Source organism: Bacillus toyonensis BCT-7112 (assembly GCF_000496285.1).
Taxonomy (GTDB): Bacteria; Bacillota; Bacilli; order Bacillales; family Bacillaceae_G; genus Bacillus_A; species Bacillus_A toyonensis.
Genome location: NC_022781.1, coordinates 1,779,805 through 1,799,285 on the forward strand (window position 1 = coordinate 1,779,805; position 19,481 = coordinate 1,799,285).

The 19,481-nt window shown below is 36.1% G+C and carries 18 protein-coding genes and 1 other annotated feature (1 of these 19 running past the window's edge); of the genes, 1 reads left to right on the plus strand and 17 read right to left on the minus strand.

Annotated elements, in window-relative coordinates:
- Positions 1–227 (minus strand) — a binding site (T-box leader) (it extends 2 nt beyond the left edge of the window).
- 31 nt (positions 228–258) lie between these two features.
- From ytxC to BTOYO_RS09190, 13 genes are all read right to left on the minus strand, one after another.
- Entirely contained in the window at positions 259–1,140 is an 882-nt protein-coding gene (gene ytxC, locus BTOYO_RS09130; protein ID WP_000569605.1) for a putative sporulation protein YtxC, read from the minus strand.
- A gap of 276 nt (positions 1,141–1,416) precedes the next feature.
- Positions 1,417–2,355, minus strand: coding sequence for a primosomal protein DnaI (gene dnaI / locus BTOYO_RS09135; protein WP_000400118.1), 939 nt, complete (start codon positions 2,353–2,355; stop codon positions 1,417–1,419).
- A 33-nt stretch (positions 2,356–2,388) separates the two neighbouring features.
- Positions 2,389–3,789, minus strand: a complete 1,401-nt coding sequence (locus tag BTOYO_RS09140; protein WP_001171837.1) for a replication initiation and membrane attachment family protein — start codon at positions 3,787–3,789, stop codon at positions 2,389–2,391.
- Between the two features lie 292 nt (positions 3,790–4,081).
- Positions 4,082–4,543, minus strand: coding sequence for a transcriptional regulator NrdR (gene nrdR / locus BTOYO_RS09145; RefSeq protein WP_001203687.1), 462 nt, complete (start codon positions 4,541–4,543; stop codon positions 4,082–4,084).
- Between the two features lie 287 nt (positions 4,544–4,830).
- Entirely contained in the window at positions 4,831–5,214 is a 384-nt protein-coding gene (gene speD, locus BTOYO_RS09150; protein WP_002003660.1) for an adenosylmethionine decarboxylase, read from the minus strand.
- Positions 5,215–5,602: 388 nt separating this feature from the next.
- Positions 5,603–6,631 carry a glyceraldehyde-3-phosphate dehydrogenase gene (locus BTOYO_RS09155; protein WP_000198973.1) on the minus strand — a complete coding sequence of 343 codons (1,029 nt, stop codon included), beginning with the start codon at positions 6,629–6,631 and terminating at the stop codon, positions 5,603–5,605.
- A gap of 109 nt (positions 6,632–6,740) precedes the next feature.
- Positions 6,741–7,343, minus strand: a complete 603-nt coding sequence (gene coaE, locus BTOYO_RS09160; RefSeq protein ID WP_000219291.1) for a dephospho-CoA kinase — start codon at positions 7,341–7,343, stop codon at positions 6,741–6,743.
- A 54-nt stretch (positions 7,344–7,397) separates the two neighbouring features.
- Entirely contained in the window at positions 7,398–8,030 is a 633-nt protein-coding gene (ytaF, locus tag BTOYO_RS09165) for a sporulation membrane protein YtaF (RefSeq protein ID WP_000281731.1), read from the minus strand.
- A gap of 72 nt (positions 8,031–8,102) precedes the next feature.
- Positions 8,103–8,933, minus strand: coding sequence for a DNA-formamidopyrimidine glycosylase (mutM, locus tag BTOYO_RS09170; protein WP_001114492.1), 831 nt, complete (start codon positions 8,931–8,933; stop codon positions 8,103–8,105).
- A 12-nt stretch (positions 8,934–8,945) separates the two neighbouring features.
- The gene (polA, locus tag BTOYO_RS09175) at positions 8,946–11,579 is read right to left on the minus strand and encodes a DNA polymerase I (RefSeq protein ID WP_000412835.1); all 2,634 of its coding nucleotides are present in this window, start codon (positions 11,577–11,579) and stop codon (positions 8,946–8,948) included.
- A gap of 281 nt (positions 11,580–11,860) precedes the next feature.
- Positions 11,861–13,624 (minus strand): sensory box histidine kinase PhoR, encoded by a 1,764-nt coding sequence (gene phoR / locus BTOYO_RS09180; protein WP_001032137.1) that lies wholly within the window; start codon positions 13,622–13,624, stop codon positions 11,861–11,863.
- Complete coding sequence (gene phoP, locus BTOYO_RS09185; protein ID WP_001065218.1) at positions 13,617–14,336, minus strand: two-component system response regulator PhoP; 720 nt, start codon at positions 14,334–14,336, stop codon at positions 13,617–13,619. The genes phoR and phoP overlap by 8 nt, the downstream gene beginning before the upstream one ends.
- Before the next feature lie 159 nt (positions 14,337–14,495).
- On the minus strand, positions 14,496–14,732 hold the full coding sequence (locus BTOYO_RS09190) for a hypothetical protein (protein ID WP_001267375.1): 237 nt from the start codon (positions 14,730–14,732) through the stop codon (positions 14,496–14,498).
- A gap of 100 nt (positions 14,733–14,832) precedes the next feature.
- Here BTOYO_RS09190 and BTOYO_RS28150 point away from each other — a divergent pair, with 100 nt between their 5' ends.
- On the plus strand, positions 14,833–14,964 hold the full coding sequence (locus BTOYO_RS28150) for a hypothetical protein (protein ID WP_001241584.1): 132 nt from the start codon (positions 14,833–14,835) through the stop codon (positions 14,962–14,964).
- Positions 14,965–15,020: 56 nt separating this feature from the next.
- Here BTOYO_RS28150 and BTOYO_RS09195 read toward each other — a convergent pair whose 3' ends face one another.
- From BTOYO_RS09195 to citZ, 4 genes are all read right to left on the minus strand, one after another.
- A complete protein-coding gene (locus tag BTOYO_RS09195) occupies positions 15,021–15,494 on the minus strand; it encodes a MaoC family dehydratase (protein WP_000914174.1) in 474 nt (157 codons plus the stop codon).
- A 216-nt stretch (positions 15,495–15,710) separates the two neighbouring features.
- Positions 15,711–16,649 (minus strand): malate dehydrogenase, encoded by a 939-nt coding sequence (gene mdh, locus BTOYO_RS09200; protein WP_000153227.1) that lies wholly within the window; start codon positions 16,647–16,649, stop codon positions 15,711–15,713.
- Positions 16,650–16,668: 19 nt separating this feature from the next.
- The gene (gene icd, locus BTOYO_RS09205; protein ID WP_000206907.1) at positions 16,669–17,961 is read right to left on the minus strand and encodes an NADP-dependent isocitrate dehydrogenase; all 1,293 of its coding nucleotides are present in this window, start codon (positions 17,959–17,961) and stop codon (positions 16,669–16,671) included.
- Positions 17,962–18,121: 160 nt separating this feature from the next.
- Complete coding sequence (gene citZ / locus BTOYO_RS09210) at positions 18,122–19,237, minus strand: citrate synthase (protein ID WP_000216095.1); 1,116 nt, start codon at positions 19,235–19,237, stop codon at positions 18,122–18,124.
- Between the last annotated feature and the right edge of the window lie 244 nt (positions 19,238–19,481).

Genomic DNA, 19,481 nt, shown 5'->3' on the forward strand with positions numbered 1-19,481 from the left:
AAGGGACGAGTGTTGAATTCGTGGTTCCACCCTTGTTCCAATTAACATGATTGTTAATTGCTCAAGTTCAACATAACGGTGTTGTCCGTTAGCAATTACTAAAAAAATCGTTCACTGCTAAAGTTTAGAGGTGGTAAGTAATAATCCCGTACTAGGAAGCTCACACCCTAAGGCTTCCCTCTCTGAAAATCGTAGAAAACTACTCATGTCCTCATCATGACATTTCAATATATTTCATTTATGTAGGTAATTATATGCTCAAAAACTTAGAAAATCAAGGGCGTTACCTTTATTTTTTAAATTTTTCACATTGCGTTCAAACTCATGTAATCCGTGTATTTGTATCCGTTCTTGAAATACGTTTCGCAAAGTAATAATCATATTATGGTCTTGTTCTTTCGTATACAAATAGATTTTTTTCGGTGAAATAGAAAGAAGTGGTGCAATTACTTTTGTATCAATATATACATCTTTTTGCTTTAGCAAATCTTCATCTATATATTGGACCAATTTCTCCTGTTTTAAACGTCTACCTTTATCATCATAGAAAATAAAACTTTCATCAAAAATAAGATGCATACAGGACAAACGTGACTTTCGATTACTAACTTGTTGCCGGAGCGTCTCAATGAACATTTGATATTCTTGTTCCATCTTATACTCATCAATTGCCACTTCAGTAAGCTTAGCTACCATTTCCCTATATGTACGAAGACGAAAACGAACATATGATGAAAACGAGAATGAGAGCGGATCACAAAGCCAATTATTTAAAGAAGACTTAATATACGATTCAAATGTGTAACGTGTTAACTCACGAGCAACCCCTTTTCTTCTTCCCTTTAAAACTTCTTGTGCTATATGCAATATTTGATGACACTCTTCTTGTTCTTCATAAAAAAACTTTTCTTTTAAAATTGTATAAATCCACTCATTTTGTTTCACATTCACAATGAAATATACCATGACTGGCAATAAAATCTTTTCAATATAGTGTGATTCACATACTGGTATGTGAATTACAACTTTTTGTTCCTGTAAATATACACTCGTTTCTTTATATAACACTTCCGCCCTTTTCAGTAGTTGTTTATATACGTGCATAGCATCATTTTTTTCTTCGAAGCAAATTTCAATCACTTTTGTCCCCCCTTTTATCCCCGCTCTAAAGGATTGTATCTATACGTTACAAATCCTATAAGAGTTTGGCCCGTGGAAGTTCACTCTTAGTAGAATTGCATTTCCTTTCGTTAGAAAATCCACTCGATATGGCTTGCTAATTTTATATATATTAAGGGAGGGAGAAAAAAATGATACAAGCTACTATGAATTTTCCATAAGAACTGTTCGTTTTACAATTCGACTACGCTGAAAAGCATTCAAAACAAAAAAAGAACAAGCTTCTCAGCTTGCTCTTTACTTATGACGGCGGTTTTTCCCACCGATTGTAATTGGTTTCGCTAAATATTTAATTCGTTCCATAATACGGGCCGCTTTCATTTCTTCTGCTTCACCGCGCTGTGTATACGTTAAGTGATGTTCCAACTGTTTGAAATCAAAATTAGACGTAAAGAACGTTGGTAAGTTTTCTAGCATACGGAATTGTAAGATTGCACCGAGTACATCGTCACGTACGAAACTAGACATCGCTTCCGCTCCGATATCATCTAACATTAAAACTTGTACCCGTTTAACCGCATCAATCTTTTCTCCAATTGAATTATCTTGAATCGAACTTTTAATTTCACGTAAAAATTCTGGGAAGTATACGAGCATGGAACTTATTTTCTTTCGAGCAAGCTCATTCGCAATCGCCCCTAAAAGATATGTTTTCCCTACACCAAATTTACCGTAAAGATATAGCCCCTGTACTTTTTTACCCGGTTCATATGTGCTTAAAAATTCATTCGCTGCACCAATTGCATCAATACGTGCATTTAACTCTGAAGGGTCTAAATTTTCCATAGTCGCCTGTAAAATATCCGTTGGCATATATACACTTTGAACGAGTTTTTCATATTTTTTTCTCTCATCATATGCTACTTTTCTAATGCAACGATCGTATTGAATATCAATCATCTTACCTTGGATAACGAGCTTCGGTTCATATCCTTGCAGCATATTTTTACATGTCCCTAGATCCGGACAATCTGAACAACCTACACATTGTCCAATATATTCATATAGCTTCACAAGACTGCGCTCAATCATAGAAGTCGTTACTTCGCCTTTATGCTCGTCTATAAATTCTTTCACACGCGGATGTGCCATCACTTCCGCCTTTAATACTTCATATCTGTTTTTAAAATTTTCATTTTCCATTAATTTTGTAAATGAATTTTGAATATGCTCCATTTTCTCACCTCAAAGAGCGTTCATTCTCTTCTATTAATCACGCTTATATTTTTTCAACACTTCTTCTAGTCGTTTTCGTTCATCTTCTAACGTACTTGTATCTTTTTCCGCACCTACATCATTTTTCACAGTTTCTTTTTCTTTCGGCTCTTCTTTCAACCAATCTGGTACCATTTCTTTTCGTACTGTTTTCTTCGCTGTACGACCTTTTTTCTTCGTCTCAGCCCATTCTTGGTATTGACGGTTTTCTTCTTTTGCTAGCGCCATTGCTTCAGCTACTGTACCGACCTTTTTACGAGCCCAATGCCCAGCAATCTTCTCCACATACGTTTTCGCAAGTTTCATATCTGAGCGTAGCATAACGTAATAAATAAGTACATTCACAACTCCTGGCGTTAATTTTTGATTGATCATAACATCCTCAACAATTTGCAAGTCCGCTTTCGTCGCCTCTGCACCACCAGAAATCTCTTTCAATAGTTGTTTTGGTGAGATTTCTTCTAATTGTTTTATAAGCATCTCTTCTTGCGATGAAGGCTCTTTCTCTTTCATCGTACGTGCAGCGTGTGGCTGTACTCTTTCACTTAATATTGGTAACGCTTGACCATTTTCGAATTGGTACCAATCGCGCGCTCCTTTTCTAAGCCTTTCCATATCAATTGTTTGCATCTCTGTCACCGCACCAAGAACGATATTTTGCATCGATAACACATCCACACCATACACGTAAGCAAGTGTAATGACACATTCTCGCACTTGATCTGTAATCGCCTTTTTAGGAACAAGAGCGGACAATCCGTCTACAAATAAGGAGAAATCAAAGAAATCGTTCCAAACTTTAGGAGCATCTCCCTTTTCATTATTTGGCATCATTGTCGCTTTTGGAATACGGAGTTCTTCTTGCGCATGCTCAAGCTGTCCTGGATTAAACGAATCAAACACCTCATTAAAAGAACGTGTAATATTTTCATAAGAAGCAAAATCAAATTCTTCTTCTAAGAAATATTGTTTTACTTGATTATATTTTGTCCGACTCAATCGATTGTATAAAAAGATACTTAAAACAATATCATCAAAAAACTGCTTTGGAGATAAAGGTGGTTGCAATTCGTATATAAACATTCGAATATCTTTTTCTTTCTTAATATATACCTTTAAAAGCCCAATTGCCTCTAGCTTTACTCGTTCCTCATATATTTCGGGAAGTTGCATTTGCATGGTCACCATAAGGGAATGATGTGTATTCTCTTTTCCAAATACACGATCTTGCTCTAATGCCCCCCATAGCGTCATGTACAAGCTAAAAGCTCTACTACCTATTAACGGCTGATACAACATCGTTAACACTTTTCGGTCGTAATTATGTAGTAGTCCTTTCGTACTTACTTTATAACGATCAATCGGCAATAGCTCCATCCATGACTGTTTTTGCATTCTTGCTTTTCCTTTCTCTCATCCAATCTATCCTCTAATTCATTCGTTCTATCTTCATTATATATTTTATCTCGCTATTTGCGGGCAGTAAGACTCCCGCATCAAAATTCGGCGAATGCACGGAAGTTTGGCAGGAGATACCTTCCCGTAAATGCCCGATTGGTGAAGGCTAATAATCATTTTGGGATGAACAAAATCCCCAATGATTATTAGCGAAAAAGAGCTATTAGCTTACGCTTCTAGCTCTCTTACCTCATTACTTACAGTATGTAAAGAGAATTGAATACAGCTTCTATTCTCTTTCTTTTTGCAGTATATCTTTTAATTCTTCAATAAATACATTTAAATCTTTAAATTGACGATATACAGAAGCAAAGCGTACGTAAGCAACATCATCGATATCACGAAGTTCTTCCATAACAATTTCACCAATCATATCACTTTTCACTTCTGATATACCTAAATTACGAAGTTCACGTTCCACACTTTGTGTTACTTCCTCTAATTGTCTTAAAGATACTGGTCTTTTCTCACATGCTTTAATTAAACCGCGTAAAATCTTTTCTTTATTAAACTCTTCTCGTGTGCCTTCTTTTTTAACAACGATCAGAGGTGACTCTTCTACTCTTTCAAATGTCGTAAAGCGACTTAAACAACTTTCACACTCTCTCCTTCTTCGAATAGAGCGCCCTTCGTCTACCGGACGCGAATCTAACACTCTTGTGCCATTATGAGAACAGGATGGACAACGCAATTCATTCACTCCCTTACAATTTGATTTTTATTTTTCTCTACTTCATTCACGTAAAAATATATATACAATATTATATAACTCATTCTAATGCTCTTACCACTCTAAGTTTAAATACATGATTTCATCATCTATTTTCCAAACAAAATAAGATGGTTGATGTAGCACTAACTTATGTGTGAGAGCTCCATTTAACTAACTAATGAACACGTTATGTTTTTCCTTTTTTATAAACTAAAAAAGAGGTGCATTATACACCTCTTTACATTTTAAATCAATTATGTTCTTTTTTAAAGAGCTTTTGTTTCTCTCTGCTTAATTTCGAAGCTACCGGTGCCTCGAGGAAGCTCGATACTCTCACGCGTTTTCGCGTTTAAACCTTCTGCAATATATTCTGCAGCAACATTTGGATCAATACGATCCCCACAAGTATAAACATCAATACTTGCGTAACCGTGCTCCGGAAAGCTATGAATTGTTAAATGTGATTCCGAGATAATTACTACTCCACTTACACCTTGTGGTGCAAATTTATGGAAAGCAACCTCACGCACTTCAGCACCAGCTCTTAGTGCTGCATCCACAAATAATTGTTCAATATACGGCATGTCATTAAGCTTGTCGAAATCGCAATCCCAAAGTTCAGCGATCACGTGACGACCCATCGTATCCATAGTATCCATTCTACAGTTCCCCCTTGTAAATTTATTCTAACTGTTCGAATTGAAAACTAATTTGCAATTTGGCTTGCTCCACTACCACGGGGGAAAGTTAGTCCAGAGAGGTCCTAACCCTTTAAGTAGTGACTACGTACCTCAGCTCTTAAGTTTACGAGTGTTAGTATACTTTGTTTATTTTCATTTTGCAACAACAGTTTTTTCGATTTTCTGTCATATTTTCCTCTTTACTTTTCCCTAAAAAAAAGAAATGATTCACAAATACAGTAATAACAACGCTTCGTGGTATGTCCACTTTCCAAAATATACTCATATAATTTTTTTCCTTTTCAGAAAAAAATAAAAAAAGAGAGGGCAATATTCACTTGCCCTCTCCCTTATTCACTTAAATATGTTGCACATTTTTTTGTTTCGCTAATTCGTCAACAACTAACGTTACAAGATCTACAACACGACGAGAGTAGCCCCACTCGTTATCATACCAAGCAAGTACTTTTACTTTACGATCACCCATTACCATTGTAGATAAGCCATCAATAATAGCTGAGTGTGTATTTGTATTAAAGTCAATAGATACTAAAGGCTCTTCGCTAAATTCTACAATACCTTTTAACGCACCGTTTGCTACAGTTTTGAATGCATCGTTAATAGCTTCAACTGTCACATCACGTTTTACATCTACTACTAAGTCAACAAGAGACACGTTTGGTGTTGGTACACGAAGTGCCATACCATGAAGTTTTCCGTTTAAATGCGGAAGAACTTTTGCTAGCGCTTTCGCAGCACCTGTCGTTGTCGGAATGATTGATTGTCCGCAAGCACGTGCTCTTCTTAAATCTTTATGTGGATTATCAATATTTTTTTGGTCATTTGTATAAGCGTGAACAGTCGTCATTAAACCGTTTTCAATTCCAAACTGCTCATCTAACACCTTCACAACAGGCGCTAAACAGTTTGTTGTACAAGATGCATTTGAAATAACGGTATGTTTTGTAATATCTAATTGGTCTTCGTTCACACCAACTACAATTGTTACATCTTCATTTTTACCAGGCGCTGTTAAAATAACTTTTTTCGCTCCAGCTTCAACGTGAAGAATTGCTTTTTCTTTTGAATTAAATTTACCAGTTGCTTCAATTACAACTTCAACACCTAGATCTGTCCAAGGCAATTCCTTTGGATCGCGGTTGTTTAAAAGGCGAATCATTTTCCCATCAACTAATAAGTGATCTTCAAATGCTTCTACTGTTCCGTCAAACTTGCCGTGAACTGTATCATATTTAATTAAATGTGCTAACGTTTCAGATGGATAGCTTGCATTGATTGCTACAATTTCGAATGCGCTTTCTTTTATTGCCTGACGAAATACCATTCTCCCAATACGTCCAAATCCATTAATTGCCACACGAGTCATAATATGTTATCCCCCTTGAATGCGTTATACTATTTATCTCCAATCCCAATAATAGTATAACACAAAAAGGGGATATGTCACTAAGCATTTTCATTAATTTCACAATTTTTTAGTCAATAATGTTCCATTTCTTTAAAATTCCCTGTAATTGTGTTTTCGTTCCCATAATTGTGCCATCATTATTTATTACTTCATCCGCATGCTTCACTTTTTCTTCTAACGGCATTTGCGATTGTATACGTGCTTTTGCTTCTTCTTCCGAAAAATTATTTCGCTCCATTAAACGTTTTAATTGCGTATCAGGCGTGACAGCTACAACTAAAACGCGGTCAACGAGACTTGTTAATTTACTTTCAAACAAAAGAGGGATATCTAACACAACCGCTTGCATACTTTCTTTTATGTACATTTCCTTTTGTGCATTCATTTCCTCACGTACTGCAGGATGAACAATTTTATTTAACTGCAATCGTTTTTCTTCATTATAGAAAACAACATTTCCTAATTTCGGCCGATCCAGTTCTCCATCTTTTTGTAACACTTCCGTTCCAAATACTTCTACTATTTTGTTATATGCTGGTTTTCCTCGTTCTACAACTTCTCTTGCAATAACATCTGCGTCAATAACCGGTATACTTAGCCCACGAAACATTTCTGATACCGTACTTTTTCCGCTTGCAATTCCTCCCGTTAATCCAATTACCACTGTCATAATACTTCTCCTCCTCATAATAAAAGGCGCGAAACTAATGTTCCACGCCCATACTTACATTTTCCAAATTCCAATAATAATGAGTAATACCCCAGGCAGGAATGTAAATTTTTGTAACCATTTCATATTCGATAAAACTGTACCCAGCTTCATTCCAATAAACAAAAATAAAGAACTCATAACTGCAACTAATATTGCCATCATAGCGGGTGCATAACCTAATAAAGATGCACCAATTCCAGCACCAAACGAATCCACGGAAAGTGCGATACCAAGAAGTAGCGCTTCTCCTGCAGAAATAGTTCCCGATTTATCAAAATCTGCAACAGTCGGTTTCCGTAAAATTTGAATTACTAACCCAAGTGAAGCAATTTCTAGTTTCCAAACCTTCTCTTCTTGCTTCGGTTCTTCCTTTTTATCACTCCGAAAAAATTGATATAATACCCAAATCCCTATTCCAATAAGAACAAGCCCACCGATACGCGTTGCGATAACAGGTGAAAATATTTTCGCAATCATATGTCCAATTCCCATTGAAACAAGCATAACAGCCGCTGAACAGATTCCGATAATTATAATTGATCTTAGTGGAATTCTTACGCTTCTCAAACCATATGTCAGCCCTACACTACAGCTATCTAAGCTTAATGTAAAAGCTAATAAAATAAGAGATAAATAAAGGTACATCGGTAAGCTCCTCCCTTATACATAGCTCTGCTGTATGTATATGACAAATGCCTATCCGATGTTATCTCTTTTCTATATTCTAGGCTGACAAATTGGGCAATAATGCGTCCCTCTTCCGCCAACAACTGTTTTTTCTAATATCGTGCCACAAGTTACACATGGTTCTCCCTTTTTCCCATATACATTTAAAAGTTCTTGGAATGAACCAATTTGCCCTTGCGAATTCATATACGTTCTAATTGTGCTTCCGCCTCGCTTCACTGCTTCGCCTAGCGTTGTAACAATTGCTTCGTAAATTCTTTCGATTTCTTCTTGCGTTAAAGATGCAGCTTCTCGCTCTGGATGGATATGAGAACGGAATAAAACTTCATCTACATATATATTTCCAAGCCCTACTAAAAGACGCTGATCTAATAATACGACTTTTATTTTACGATTTGTCTTTTGCAATTTTTCTTGTAAATACTGTGGTGTCAATTCAGCATCAAATGGCTCTGGACCTAAGTCAACAAGAGGCATTTGATTTAACTCTTCACCTTTTTTAAAGAGATGCATCGTACCAAACTTTCTCACATCTTTATAATGTAATTCAGTTCCATCTGTAAATAAGAAACGGACGTGCGTATGCTTATCAATTGGCTCATCCTCTTGATGCAGTAAAAACTTTCCTTCCATACGCAAATGTGAAACGATAACATAATTCGTTACATATAAAAGCAAAAACTTACCTCTTCGCTTTATCGTTTCAATTTTCTCGCCTCTGAGCATTTCTTTAAAGATTTCCGCATCATCTGGTCGTTTTACTATTTTTGGATACGTAACAATAACATCTTCAATCGTTTTTCCTGTTACAAGATTTTCGAGTGTCCGTCTGACATTTTCAACCTCTGGTAATTCAGGCATTTCATCACTTCCTTATTTTGCGTCGTACCAAGTTGGACCGTAAGAATAATCAACTTTCAGTGGAACTGCGAGTTCAATTGCATGCTCCATTACTTCTGGTACAAGCTTCTCTAATTTTTCAATTTCTTCTTTTGGTGCTTCAAAGATTAATTCATCGTGTACTTGCAGAAGAAGACGCGCTTGTAATCCTTCTTCTTCTAAACGATCTGCCATAATAATCATAGCTATCTTTATAATATCTGCAGCACTACCTTGAATTGGTGTATTCATAGCTGTACGCTCAGCAAAGCTACGTAAATTGAAATTACGACTCGTAATTTCCGGAATGTAACGGCGACGATTTAATAAGGTAGCCACATACCCTTTTTGTTTCGCATCTTTTACGATGTCATCCATATATTCTTGTACACCAGGGAAACTTTCTAAATACTTTTCAATAAATTCCGCTGCTGCTTTTCTTGTAATTCCTAAGTTTTGTGAAAGACCGTAATCACTAATACCATACACAATTCCGAAGTTAACAGCTTTCGCTTGTCGTCTCATATTCGAAGTTACTTCATCTTTTCCAACACCGAATACGTCCATAGCTGTTTTCGTATGAATATCCATATCATGTTGGAACGCTTCAACTAGCCCTTTATCATTTGCAATATGAGCTAATACACGAAGTTCAATTTGTGAATAATCGGCCGCATACATAATCCATCCTTCTTCTGATGGAACAAATGCCTGACGAATCTTTCTTCCTTCTTCTAATCGAATCGGTATATTTTGCAAGTTCGGATCTGTTGAACTTAATCGACCTGTTTGTGTTAAAACTTGATTAAAGCGAGTATGAATTTTCGATGAATCTTCATGTACAACTTTTAGTAAACCTTCAATGTAAGTTGAATTTAATTTCCCTAACTGACGATAATGTAAAATGTTTGGAATAATTTCATGATGATTCATAAGTTTATCCAGTACATCAGCTGACGTAGAATAACCTGTTTTCGTCTTTTTAATAACTGGTAAGTTTAAATTCTCAAACAGAATAACCCCAAGTTGCTTCGGTGAATTAATATTAAATTCTGTTCCCGCAAGCTTATAAATTTCCTGTTCCATTTCCTTTAATCTACCCGCAAGTTCTTCTCCCATATTACGAAGGCGCTCCGTATCAACTTTTACACCTTTTACTTCCATATCAGCTAGTACACGTGCAAGTGGTAATTCTAACTCTGTAAACAATTCATATTGCTCGTTCTTTTTTAATTCTTCCAAGAACGTTTGCTTTACATCATATAATACATGCACTTTTCGAGCTACATGCTCCGCTACTACTTCTAGCTCTGGAACAGCACGCTTCGCACCTTTTCCATAAACTTCTTCATCCGATTTCACGGCATGCGTTTCTTTCATTTTCGCTACAGTACGGAAATCTTTATCCGTATCAGCTGGATCAAGTAAATAAGCAGCAATTAATAAATCAAAGTCGATTCCTTGAATATCTATACCCTTCCATTTGAGTGCAACGATAGCTCGCTTCGCATCAAATGTATGCTTTCTCATTTCTCCATTTGCAAGCCATGCTTTGAAAGCCTCGGATGCAAGAGCTATGTCTGTCTGAATAAAGTAGCAACCATTTTCATTTTGAATACCAAAACCTTGAATGTCCGCTTTATGATAGTTATCTTCTTGTACTTCTATAATAAGTGCACTATCTTGCTGAAGTATTTCTTCTGTAACTTCTTCCACAATATCAAATGTAATATCATCTAATTCAGCTGGAGCTGTTTCTTCTGGCGTAACACCTAATTTATTCAAAAGAGATGTAAATCCTAAATTCTCGAACATTGGAATCACATCACTTGCTTCATATCCTTTATACTCCATATCATCCACATGCACTGTAATCGGCGCATCTGTAATAATAGTTGCAAGATCTTTACTCATAAGAGCTTGTTCTTTATTCGCTTCTAGTTTTTCTTTTAATTTCTTCCCGCTTACTTGATCGATATTTTCATACACTGCTTCAACCGTTTCAAATTGCGTTAACAATTTAATTGCAGTTTTTTCACCAACTCCTGGTACACCCGGAATATTATCTGACTGGTCCCCCATTAAACCTTTCATATCGATAATTTGCTTTGGTGATAAACTGTATTTCTCAAATAAAGCTTCTTTCGTATATTCATCTACTTCTGTAATCCCTTTTCGAGGTATACATACAAGCGTATTATCAGAAACAAGTTGAAGTAAATCTTTATCTCCTGAAATAACCTTAACATGAAACCCTTGCTCACTCGCTTCTTTCGCTAACGTCCCCATAATGTCATCCGCTTCATAATTTTCTAGTTCATAACGCGGTACATTAAATGCATCAAGCATCTCACGAATAAACGGGAATTGTTCTGATAACTCAGGTGGAGTCTTTTGACGTCCTCCTTTATACTCGCTATACGTTTTATGACGGAATGTCGTTTTTCCTGCATCAAACGCAACAAGCATATGCGTTGGCTTTTCTTCCTCTAATATTCTCATTAACATCATTGTAAAACCGTAAATTGCGTTCGTATGTATACCTTTGTCGTTATTTAAAAGCGGTAGTGCAAAGAAAGCACGATACGCGATATTATTACCATCTACTAATACGACTTTTTTTTCCACAATAGAAACCTCCCCATACAAATTTGAAACGATTTTCACATAGAAAAAAACCGTTCCTTTCCTCTCTCTATATTAACATGACTAATAGAGAGAAGAAAAATAACGGTTTTTTCTTTCATATATATCAAACTTATATTGGCATAAAGGGAAGTGACGAGAACAGCATAACTATTCTCGTCCAAAATTACTCCTTGGATGAAGGGGTTTTCATGTATTATATTAACAGAGCTTTATTAATATTTAATTAAGCCATTGTTAATATATTGTAAATATCCTTCATCCTATTTTTCAGTTGCCGATTTCGGTAAAACAACTGTAAATGTTGTCCCTTCCCCAACTTCACTATCCACAGTAATTGTACCGTGATGTGCCTCAACTAAATGCTTTACAATCGATAATCCAAGACCTGTACCACCAGTATTTCTACTTCTCGCTTTATCCACTCGGTAAAAACGTTCAAAAATACGTGGGATTTCATCTTTACTAATGCCAATTCCAGTATCAGATACTTTTATATAAGCATTGTATTTATCTTCTGCTAATTCAACAGAAACAACGCCTCCAGCCGGTGTATATACGATTGCATTATTAATTAAATTAATAAAGATTTGTTTCAAACGACCAGGATCTCCAATGACAGAGACACGTTTTAATACATTCACTTGTAAAGAGATTTCTTTTTCGCCTGCTTTATTGTCAAGCACCATATGAATATCTTCAAGAATTCCCTTCATATCAACGGTTTCCATATTTAATTTAAACCCTTGTTGCTCGATCTTTGACAAATCTAATAAATCTTCAATTAACCCTTGCATGCGTTCACTTTCTTTTAAAATAATGTGTAAGAAATGTTCGCAGAATTTCTTATTATCCATCGCTCCATCCAAGAGCGTTTCTGAAAAACCTTTAATAGAAGTAATTGGCGTCTTTAGTTCATGAGAAACATTGGCTAAAAAGTCTTTTCTCATTTGTTCTAATCTCTTTAACTCTGTTATGTCATGGAATACGAGAACAATCCCTTTCCATTCATGGTTCGTCCCGATAATCGGCGCTCCATATACTTCGAAATGCTTTCGCTCAATTCCAAGTGGCAATAGCATTTGTTTACGCACTTTCACTTCTGTCATAAAGATTTCTTCCACAAGCTCAATAATTTCTGTATGATGGAACGATTCATAATATAAGCGATCTAAATACTCTTCATCTGTTACGTGGAAAGTCTCTTTATAAGAACGGTTTACAAGGTTTATATAACCGCGGCTATCAATTAAAATCATTCCACTTCCCATATTTTCGATTAACGTATGCAGACGATCTTGTTGCATTTCTTGTTCGAGTGTCATCTCTTGTAAATTACGAGCTAAAATATTAATCGCTTTACTCAGCATTCCTGTTTCATCCGAATGACTTTCATAAGCACGTGCTTTATAATTTCCCTTCGCTAATTCAATCGCAACTTTCGTAACTGATTCAATTGGCCTAATATATTGCCCTGTAATTTTCATACCTAAAAACACGACTACAAGACAAGCGATAACAAATCCGATAATTAATAATCCCCACGTTTTTTGATGAACATCTTTCAAAGGCTCAATTGTACTTTTCACCAAAATGTATCCTTGTTTCCCTGTTACATCTTGAACGAACACCGCATGATAAAATTCATTCTTCTGATCCGTTTCTTTCGTAATGACTTTATTTCGTTGTTTCGCTGTTTCGGCAGAAAGTTCTTTAATCATCTCTTGACTAAATGCAGATTGTTGCCCTTTGCCATATTGAACTTTCTTTTTTTCATCTACAAATATAATAGAAGCTGGTATTTTTTCTTCTAACTTTTCAAATACATACGGCCTTTTTAAAACATCCTCAAAACCTTGTTCTTCTGCTAATACCGCAACATATCCTGTTTCTTTTACCATTCTCTCTTTCGCATGATCTATATAATAGTTTTCAAACACGGTTTCTAACAGTAAACCTAGTCCAACTAAAATAAACACAATAAGAGAAACAAATGTAAAAAGAAGCCTGGAACGAAATTTATTCATCCCCTTTTGGCTCCTCTAATTTATATCCTAAACCACGTATCGTTTTAATGTACGTCGGTTTTTTCGTATTTTTTTCAATTTTATCGCGCAAGTGGCTAATATGAACATCAACAATTCGTGTATCACCAGCAAAATCATAATTCCATACAGCACTTAATAATTGATCACGCGTCAACACGCGACTTTTATTTTTCGCAAGATAAACAAGTAGTTCAAATTCTTTTGGGGTTAATTCAAGCTTTCTTCCTTGGAAATAAGCCTCATAAAACTCCGGTAAAATTTTAAGGTCTGCAATTAGGATGCTATCTTCATCTGGCGCTTCTGCAACTTGCTCTTCTTGCTGTAATTTCGTACGACGTAAAATCGCCTTCACACGAGCAACAACTTCCCTTGGACTAAATGGCTTCGTCATATAATCATCCGCCCCAAGTTCAAGACCTAGCACCTTATCAAATTCATCATCTTTTGCTGTTAACATTAAAATCGGCGTCATAACACGCTGCAATCGTAATTCTTTACAAACTTCCATACCATCCATTTTTGGAAGCATTAAATCTAATATAATTAAATCCGGACGTTCTGTTGTCGCTTTTTGAAGCGCCATTTCTCCATCCATCGCTGTTATAACTTCAAAACCAGCTTGTTGTAAATTAAATTCAATTAAAGTTAAGATAAATTCCTCATCATCAACTACTAAAATACGATTGTTCATTCTTTTCCTCCAAGTTATAGACTTGAAACCTTCTTCATCCTAGTATTTTCCCCGTTATTCTCATCATACTAGAAAACAGGTCCCCCCTCAATATAATTGTCTATTCATGGATTCAGATTATGCCCTCGTTATCTCTAAAAACAATTACACTCGGCTCAATTAACGTGTTACTATCCACACTTTATACAATTCTATATTCTCATTACATTCTACTTCCGTATGAACATTGAATTCTCGATTTTGCGCTAAGAAAAAAGATAGAACATACGCTATTTTATAGTCCGGTGTTTCATATCCATCAAATACCCTTCCGTATATTTCATTCGCGATCCCGTCTGCCCACACTTCAGCTTCTCTTATCGTTTCAAAAATAACGTCTTCCCTTTTCCATCTCACTTAAAAAATCCCTCCTTCAATTGACTTCAGTTATTAAAGTATGTGATAATTTCATATAATAATTAATATATATGAATGTTATATGTACGGAGGTTCTATTATGCGACTAGTACTACCTATTCTAACTTTAGTAGTAACATGTATTCTTACTTTTAACGCTCCAAGCTGGGATACGATTAAAACGGGTTGTTCAGATTTTGCTGCAGGGTTCGCTGAAGGATTCTTCAACTAAAAATAGCGCTAGCTCCCTTATTAAAGGTATGCTAGCGCTATTCATATTTTCATGTTTTAAAAATTATCTAATGCTTTTTCCATAATGGAAACAGATTTAAAAGGTGGCGTTACCGTTAATGAACCTTTAACAACCGTTTCTCCTTTTTCATCATGAGCAGATACAAGCATATCAATTGTATGTGCCTCCTCAGAAACAGCCACAACTTCAAAGTGGATTTGTAACGTTTCATAATGGTGAACATGCTTCACGAACGTAAGGTCCTTCCTAATAATATGACTACCTGGACCTGGTAAATATTTCGTAACCGCCGTTGTAATCATTCCCGTTAGCATAATGCTTGGTACAATCGGCTTTTCATACGGAGTTTGGGATGCGTAATCATGCTGAATATATAATGGATTGGCATCATTCGTTAGCCCTAAATACAATAACAAATCTTTATCCTCAATTTTTTCAGTGATAGATAGTTTCTCTCCTACTGTAATTTCATCCATTTTACGACCAATTTGAACTTTTTTCTTTAACATGTTACAACCCCCTCCGATTTTTTCACCTTATTATCCTACTAAAAGCGATACCTTATCCGAAATTTACTATGATGAGGGCAATGTATAGTATAAATCTACAGTTTCATTATAGGATACTACAAATGATAGCGTTTTCATATTATTCCAAAAAAACATTTCATTAAATAGTAGAAAAAGATTCGGGGCCCCGAATCTTTTTCCGCTTATATTTAATTATTAAACAAGAACTTTCATAACGTTACGTACAGATTCTACAGAGCGATCTAACGCTTCTTTTTCCTCTGCAAGAAGTTCTAATTCAATAATTTTTTCAATTCCGTTACCACCTAGAATTACTGGTACCCCTAAGTAAAGGTCACTATAACCATATTCACCTTCAAGATACGCAATAGCCGGTAATACACGGCGTTGATCTTTTAAGATTGCTTCTGTCATTTCAACTAAAGAAGCCGCTGGTGCGTAATATGCACTACCGTTTCCTAATAAGCCTACAATCTCTCCGCCACCCTTACGTGTACGTTCTACAATTGCCTCTAAACGCTCTTTCGGAATTAACGTTTCTAACGGAATGCCACCCGCATAGGAATAACGTACAAGAGGTACCATGTCGTCACCGTGTCCACCAAGAACAAATCCTGTAATGTCTTTCACAGAAAAATTTAATTCTTGTGCAATGAATGTACGGAAACGAGCTGTATCTAATACGCCCGATTGCCCGATAACACGCTCTTTCGGGAATCCTGCTTCTTTAAATACAGAATATGTCATTGCATCAACTGGATTTGTTAATACAACAATAATCGCATTTGGTGAATGTTTTGCAATGTCGCGCGTAATACTTTTCATAATTTTAGAGTTTGTTGCTACTAAGTCATCACGGCTCATACCAGGCTTACGTGCAATACCTGCTGTAATAACGACAACGTCAGAATCAGCAGTATCTGCGTAATCAGATGTTCCAATAATGTTAGCATCAAAACCTTGTACTGGGCTCGCTTCTAACATATCTAACGCTTTCCCTTTTGTTGGATTTTCCAGTTGTGGAATGTCCACTAATACAACATCTGCAAGTTCTTTTTGTGCTAATAAGAATGCTGTTGTTGCTCCTGTAAATCCTGCACCGATGACTGAAACTTTCTTGCGTTTGATTGTCATAATTTACCCCCCACTTTAATTATGCGTTTTTGATTATCGCTACATCCATGTTTTTAATAAGCTCATTAGCAAATTCAGAACATTTCACTTCTGTTGCGCCTTCCATTAGACGAGCGAAGTCGTATGTTACTACTTTTGATGCAATTGTTTTCTCAACTGAATCAGTTACTAATTTCGCAGCTTCATTCCATCCTAAATGTTCTAGTAATAATACACCAGAAAGAAGAACAGAAGATGGGTTTACTTTGTCTAAACCTGCATATTTTGGAGCTGTACCATGTGTAGCTTCAAAGATAGCATGTCCAGTCACATAGTTAATGTTTGCACCAGGTGCAATACCAATTCCACCTACTTGTGCAGCAAGTGCATCAGAGATATAGTCACCATTTAAGTTCATTGTTGCAACAACATCGAACTCACGTGGACGAGTTAAAATTTGTTGTAAGAAGATATCTGCAATAGAATCTTTTACGATGATTTTTCCAGCCACTTCTGCGTCTGCCATCGCTTTATTCGCTGCATCTTTGCCATCTTTTTCAACGATGCGATCATATTCAGCCCAAGTAAATACTTTATCGCCAAATTCTTGTTCCGCAACTTCATAACCCCAGTTTTTGAAAGCACCTTCTGTAAATTTCATAATGTTTCCTTTATGAACTAATGTAACAGAAGAGCGTTTTTCGTTAATTGCATATTGAATTGCAGCACGAACAAGACGCTTTGTCCCTTCTTCTGAAATTGGTTTAATACCAATACCAGATGTTTCTGGGAAGCGGATTTTATTAACACCCATTGCTTCTTTTAAGAAAGCAAGAACTTTTTCTGCTTCTGGAGATCCTTGTGCATATTCAATTCCAGCATAGATGTCTTCTGTATTTTCACGGAAAATAACCATATCAGTATCTTCCGGACGTTTTACAGGTGAAGGAACACCTTCAAAATAACGAACTGGACGTAGACATACGTATAAATCTAATTCTTGACGAAGCGCTACGTTTAGAGAACGAATACCACCGCCAACTGGAGTTGTAAGTGGACCTTTAATTGCGATTAAATATTCACGGATTAAATTTAAAGTCTCTTCTGGTAACCACTCGCCTGTTTGGTTGAATGCTTTTTCCCCTGCAAGCACTTCTTTCCAAACGATTTTCTTCTCACCATCATAAGCTTTTTCTACTGCTGCTTCTAGTACGCGAGATGCAGCTTCCCAAATATCAGGACCAATTCCATCTCCTTCGATAAATGGAATAATCGGATTGTTTGGTACATTCATAACACCATTAGTTACAGTAATTTTTTCACCTGTCGTCAATGTGATAACCCCCATGTTTGAAATTTCATATGTATGAAACTGAGGGAATAACCCCTCAGTTCAAACCGTTAGTCAAATTAAAATATTCTAATCATTACATCTTCCCAAAAAAATCAGACTTTTGAAAGCGTATTTTTACTATCGAAATAGTGTTTTTCGCTTATCGTTGTGCAATTGGAACATATACTTGATGTGTTGGTCCATTATAATCAGCACGCGGACGGATTAAACGGTTGTTTTCATATTGTTCTAGAATATGAGCTAACCAGCCTGACATACGGCTAATTGCAAAGATAGGTGTAAATAAGTCATGGTCAATTCCTAAACAATGGTATACAGAAGCTGAATAGAAATCAACATTTGGTGGAAGACCTTTTTCTTTTGTTACAATGTCTTCAATTTTGATAGACATATTATACCATTTCTCTTCTCCTAAAAGCACGCATAATCTCTTAGACATTTCACGTAAATGTTTTGCACGTGGATCACCTTGCTCATACACACGATGACCAAAGCCCATGATTTTCACTTTATTTTGAAGAGCATTATGAATATATGATTCTACATTTTCTTCTTCGCCAATTTCAGTTAACATCTTCATTACATTTTCATTTGCCCCGCCGTGAAGAGGACCTTTTAACGCACCGATTGCTGCAGTAATACCAGAATATACATCTGAAAGTGTAGCTACGCAAACACGTGCAGTAAATGTAGAAGCGTTTAACTCATGATCTGCATGAAGTACAAGCGCCTTATCAAAAGCTTCAATTTCAACTTCATTTGGCTCACGATCATTTAACATGTACAAGAAGTTTGCAGCTAATGATAAATCTTTTCTCGGTTCAACAATATCTAAACCTTTACGGATTCTTGCATAAGCGGCAATTAAAGTTCCCACTTGAGCTTGTAATTTAACCGCTTTCAAATAATTGGACTTTTCATCCATAATTTCAGCGCTCTCATCGTATAATGATAGCATGGAAATTGCAGTTCGTAAAACAGACATAGGATGTGCGATCTTTAAATCTACTTGTTTCAAATATGTTAAAATTTCACCTGGCACTTTATAGTATTCTGATACAGTTTCATTAAATTCCGCTAGTTCTTGTTCGTTAGGAAGCTTACGGTGCCATAATAAGTACACTACTTCTTCAAATGTAGCATTCTCAGCTAAATCATCAATATTATACCCAACATAAGTTAATGTATCATCAATAATAGAGCTCACAGATGATGTTGTTGCTACTACCCCTTCTAAACCTCGAATAACAGTCATGACATTCTCTCCTTTTCCTGAAAAATTCTCCCAACCTTGCTCCTTATATCTATTTGCTCCCCTTATGAATTATGAACGCCCGTTCACTCTTTAGGCAAGCAAAATGCACGATCATGCACATTTGTTGCGATGTTCCCCTCTTAATGTCCATTGCTTACATGGAAAGCATGAGCGTGAATGTCTCCCCGAATCCTCACGCTCAGAACAACAAGTTAGTGAGGAAAATGAATTCCGAAGAGTTTTA

Bases quoted from the DNA above. Each gene is read 5' to 3' on its own strand.
- dnaI (WP_000400118.1), bottom strand. From the start codon at position 2,355: ATGGAGCATATTCAAAATTCATTTACAAAATTAATGGAAAATGAAAAT.
- BTOYO_RS09140 (WP_001171837.1), bottom strand. From the start codon at position 3,789: ATGCAAAAACAGTCATGGATGGAGCTATTGCCGATTGATCGTTATAAA.
- speD (WP_002003660.1), bottom strand. From the start codon at position 5,214: ATGGATACGATGGGTCGTCACGTGATCGCTGAACTTTGGGATTGCGAT.
- BTOYO_RS09155 (WP_000198973.1), bottom strand. From the start codon at position 6,631: ATGACTCGTGTGGCAATTAATGGATTTGGACGTATTGGGAGAATGGTA.
- coaE (WP_000219291.1), bottom strand. From the start codon at position 7,343: ATGACAGTGGTAATTGGATTAACGGGAGGAATTGCAAGCGGAAAAAGT.
- ytaF (WP_000281731.1), bottom strand. From the start codon at position 8,030: ATGTACCTTTATTTATCTCTTATTTTATTAGCTTTTACATTAAGCTTA.
- mutM (WP_001114492.1), bottom strand. From the start codon at position 8,933: ATGCCTGAATTACCAGAGGTTGAAAATGTCAGACGGACACTCGAAAAT.
- phoR (WP_001032137.1), bottom strand. From the start codon at position 13,624: ATGAATAAATTTCGTTCCAGGCTTCTTTTTACATTTGTTTCTCTTATT.
- phoP (WP_001065218.1), bottom strand. From the start codon at position 14,336: ATGAACAATCGTATTTTAGTAGTTGATGATGAGGAATTTATCTTAACT.
- BTOYO_RS28150 (WP_001241584.1), top strand. From the start codon at position 14,833: ATGCGACTAGTACTACCTATTCTAACTTTAGTAGTAACATGTATTCTT.
- BTOYO_RS09195 (WP_000914174.1), bottom strand. From the start codon at position 15,494: ATGTTAAAGAAAAAAGTTCAAATTGGTCGTAAAATGGATGAAATTACA.
- mdh (WP_000153227.1), bottom strand. From the start codon at position 16,649: ATGACAATCAAACGCAAGAAAGTTTCAGTCATCGGTGCAGGATTTACA.
- citZ (WP_000216095.1), bottom strand. From the start codon at position 19,237: ATGACTGTTATTCGAGGTTTAGAAGGGGTAGTAGCAACAACATCATCT.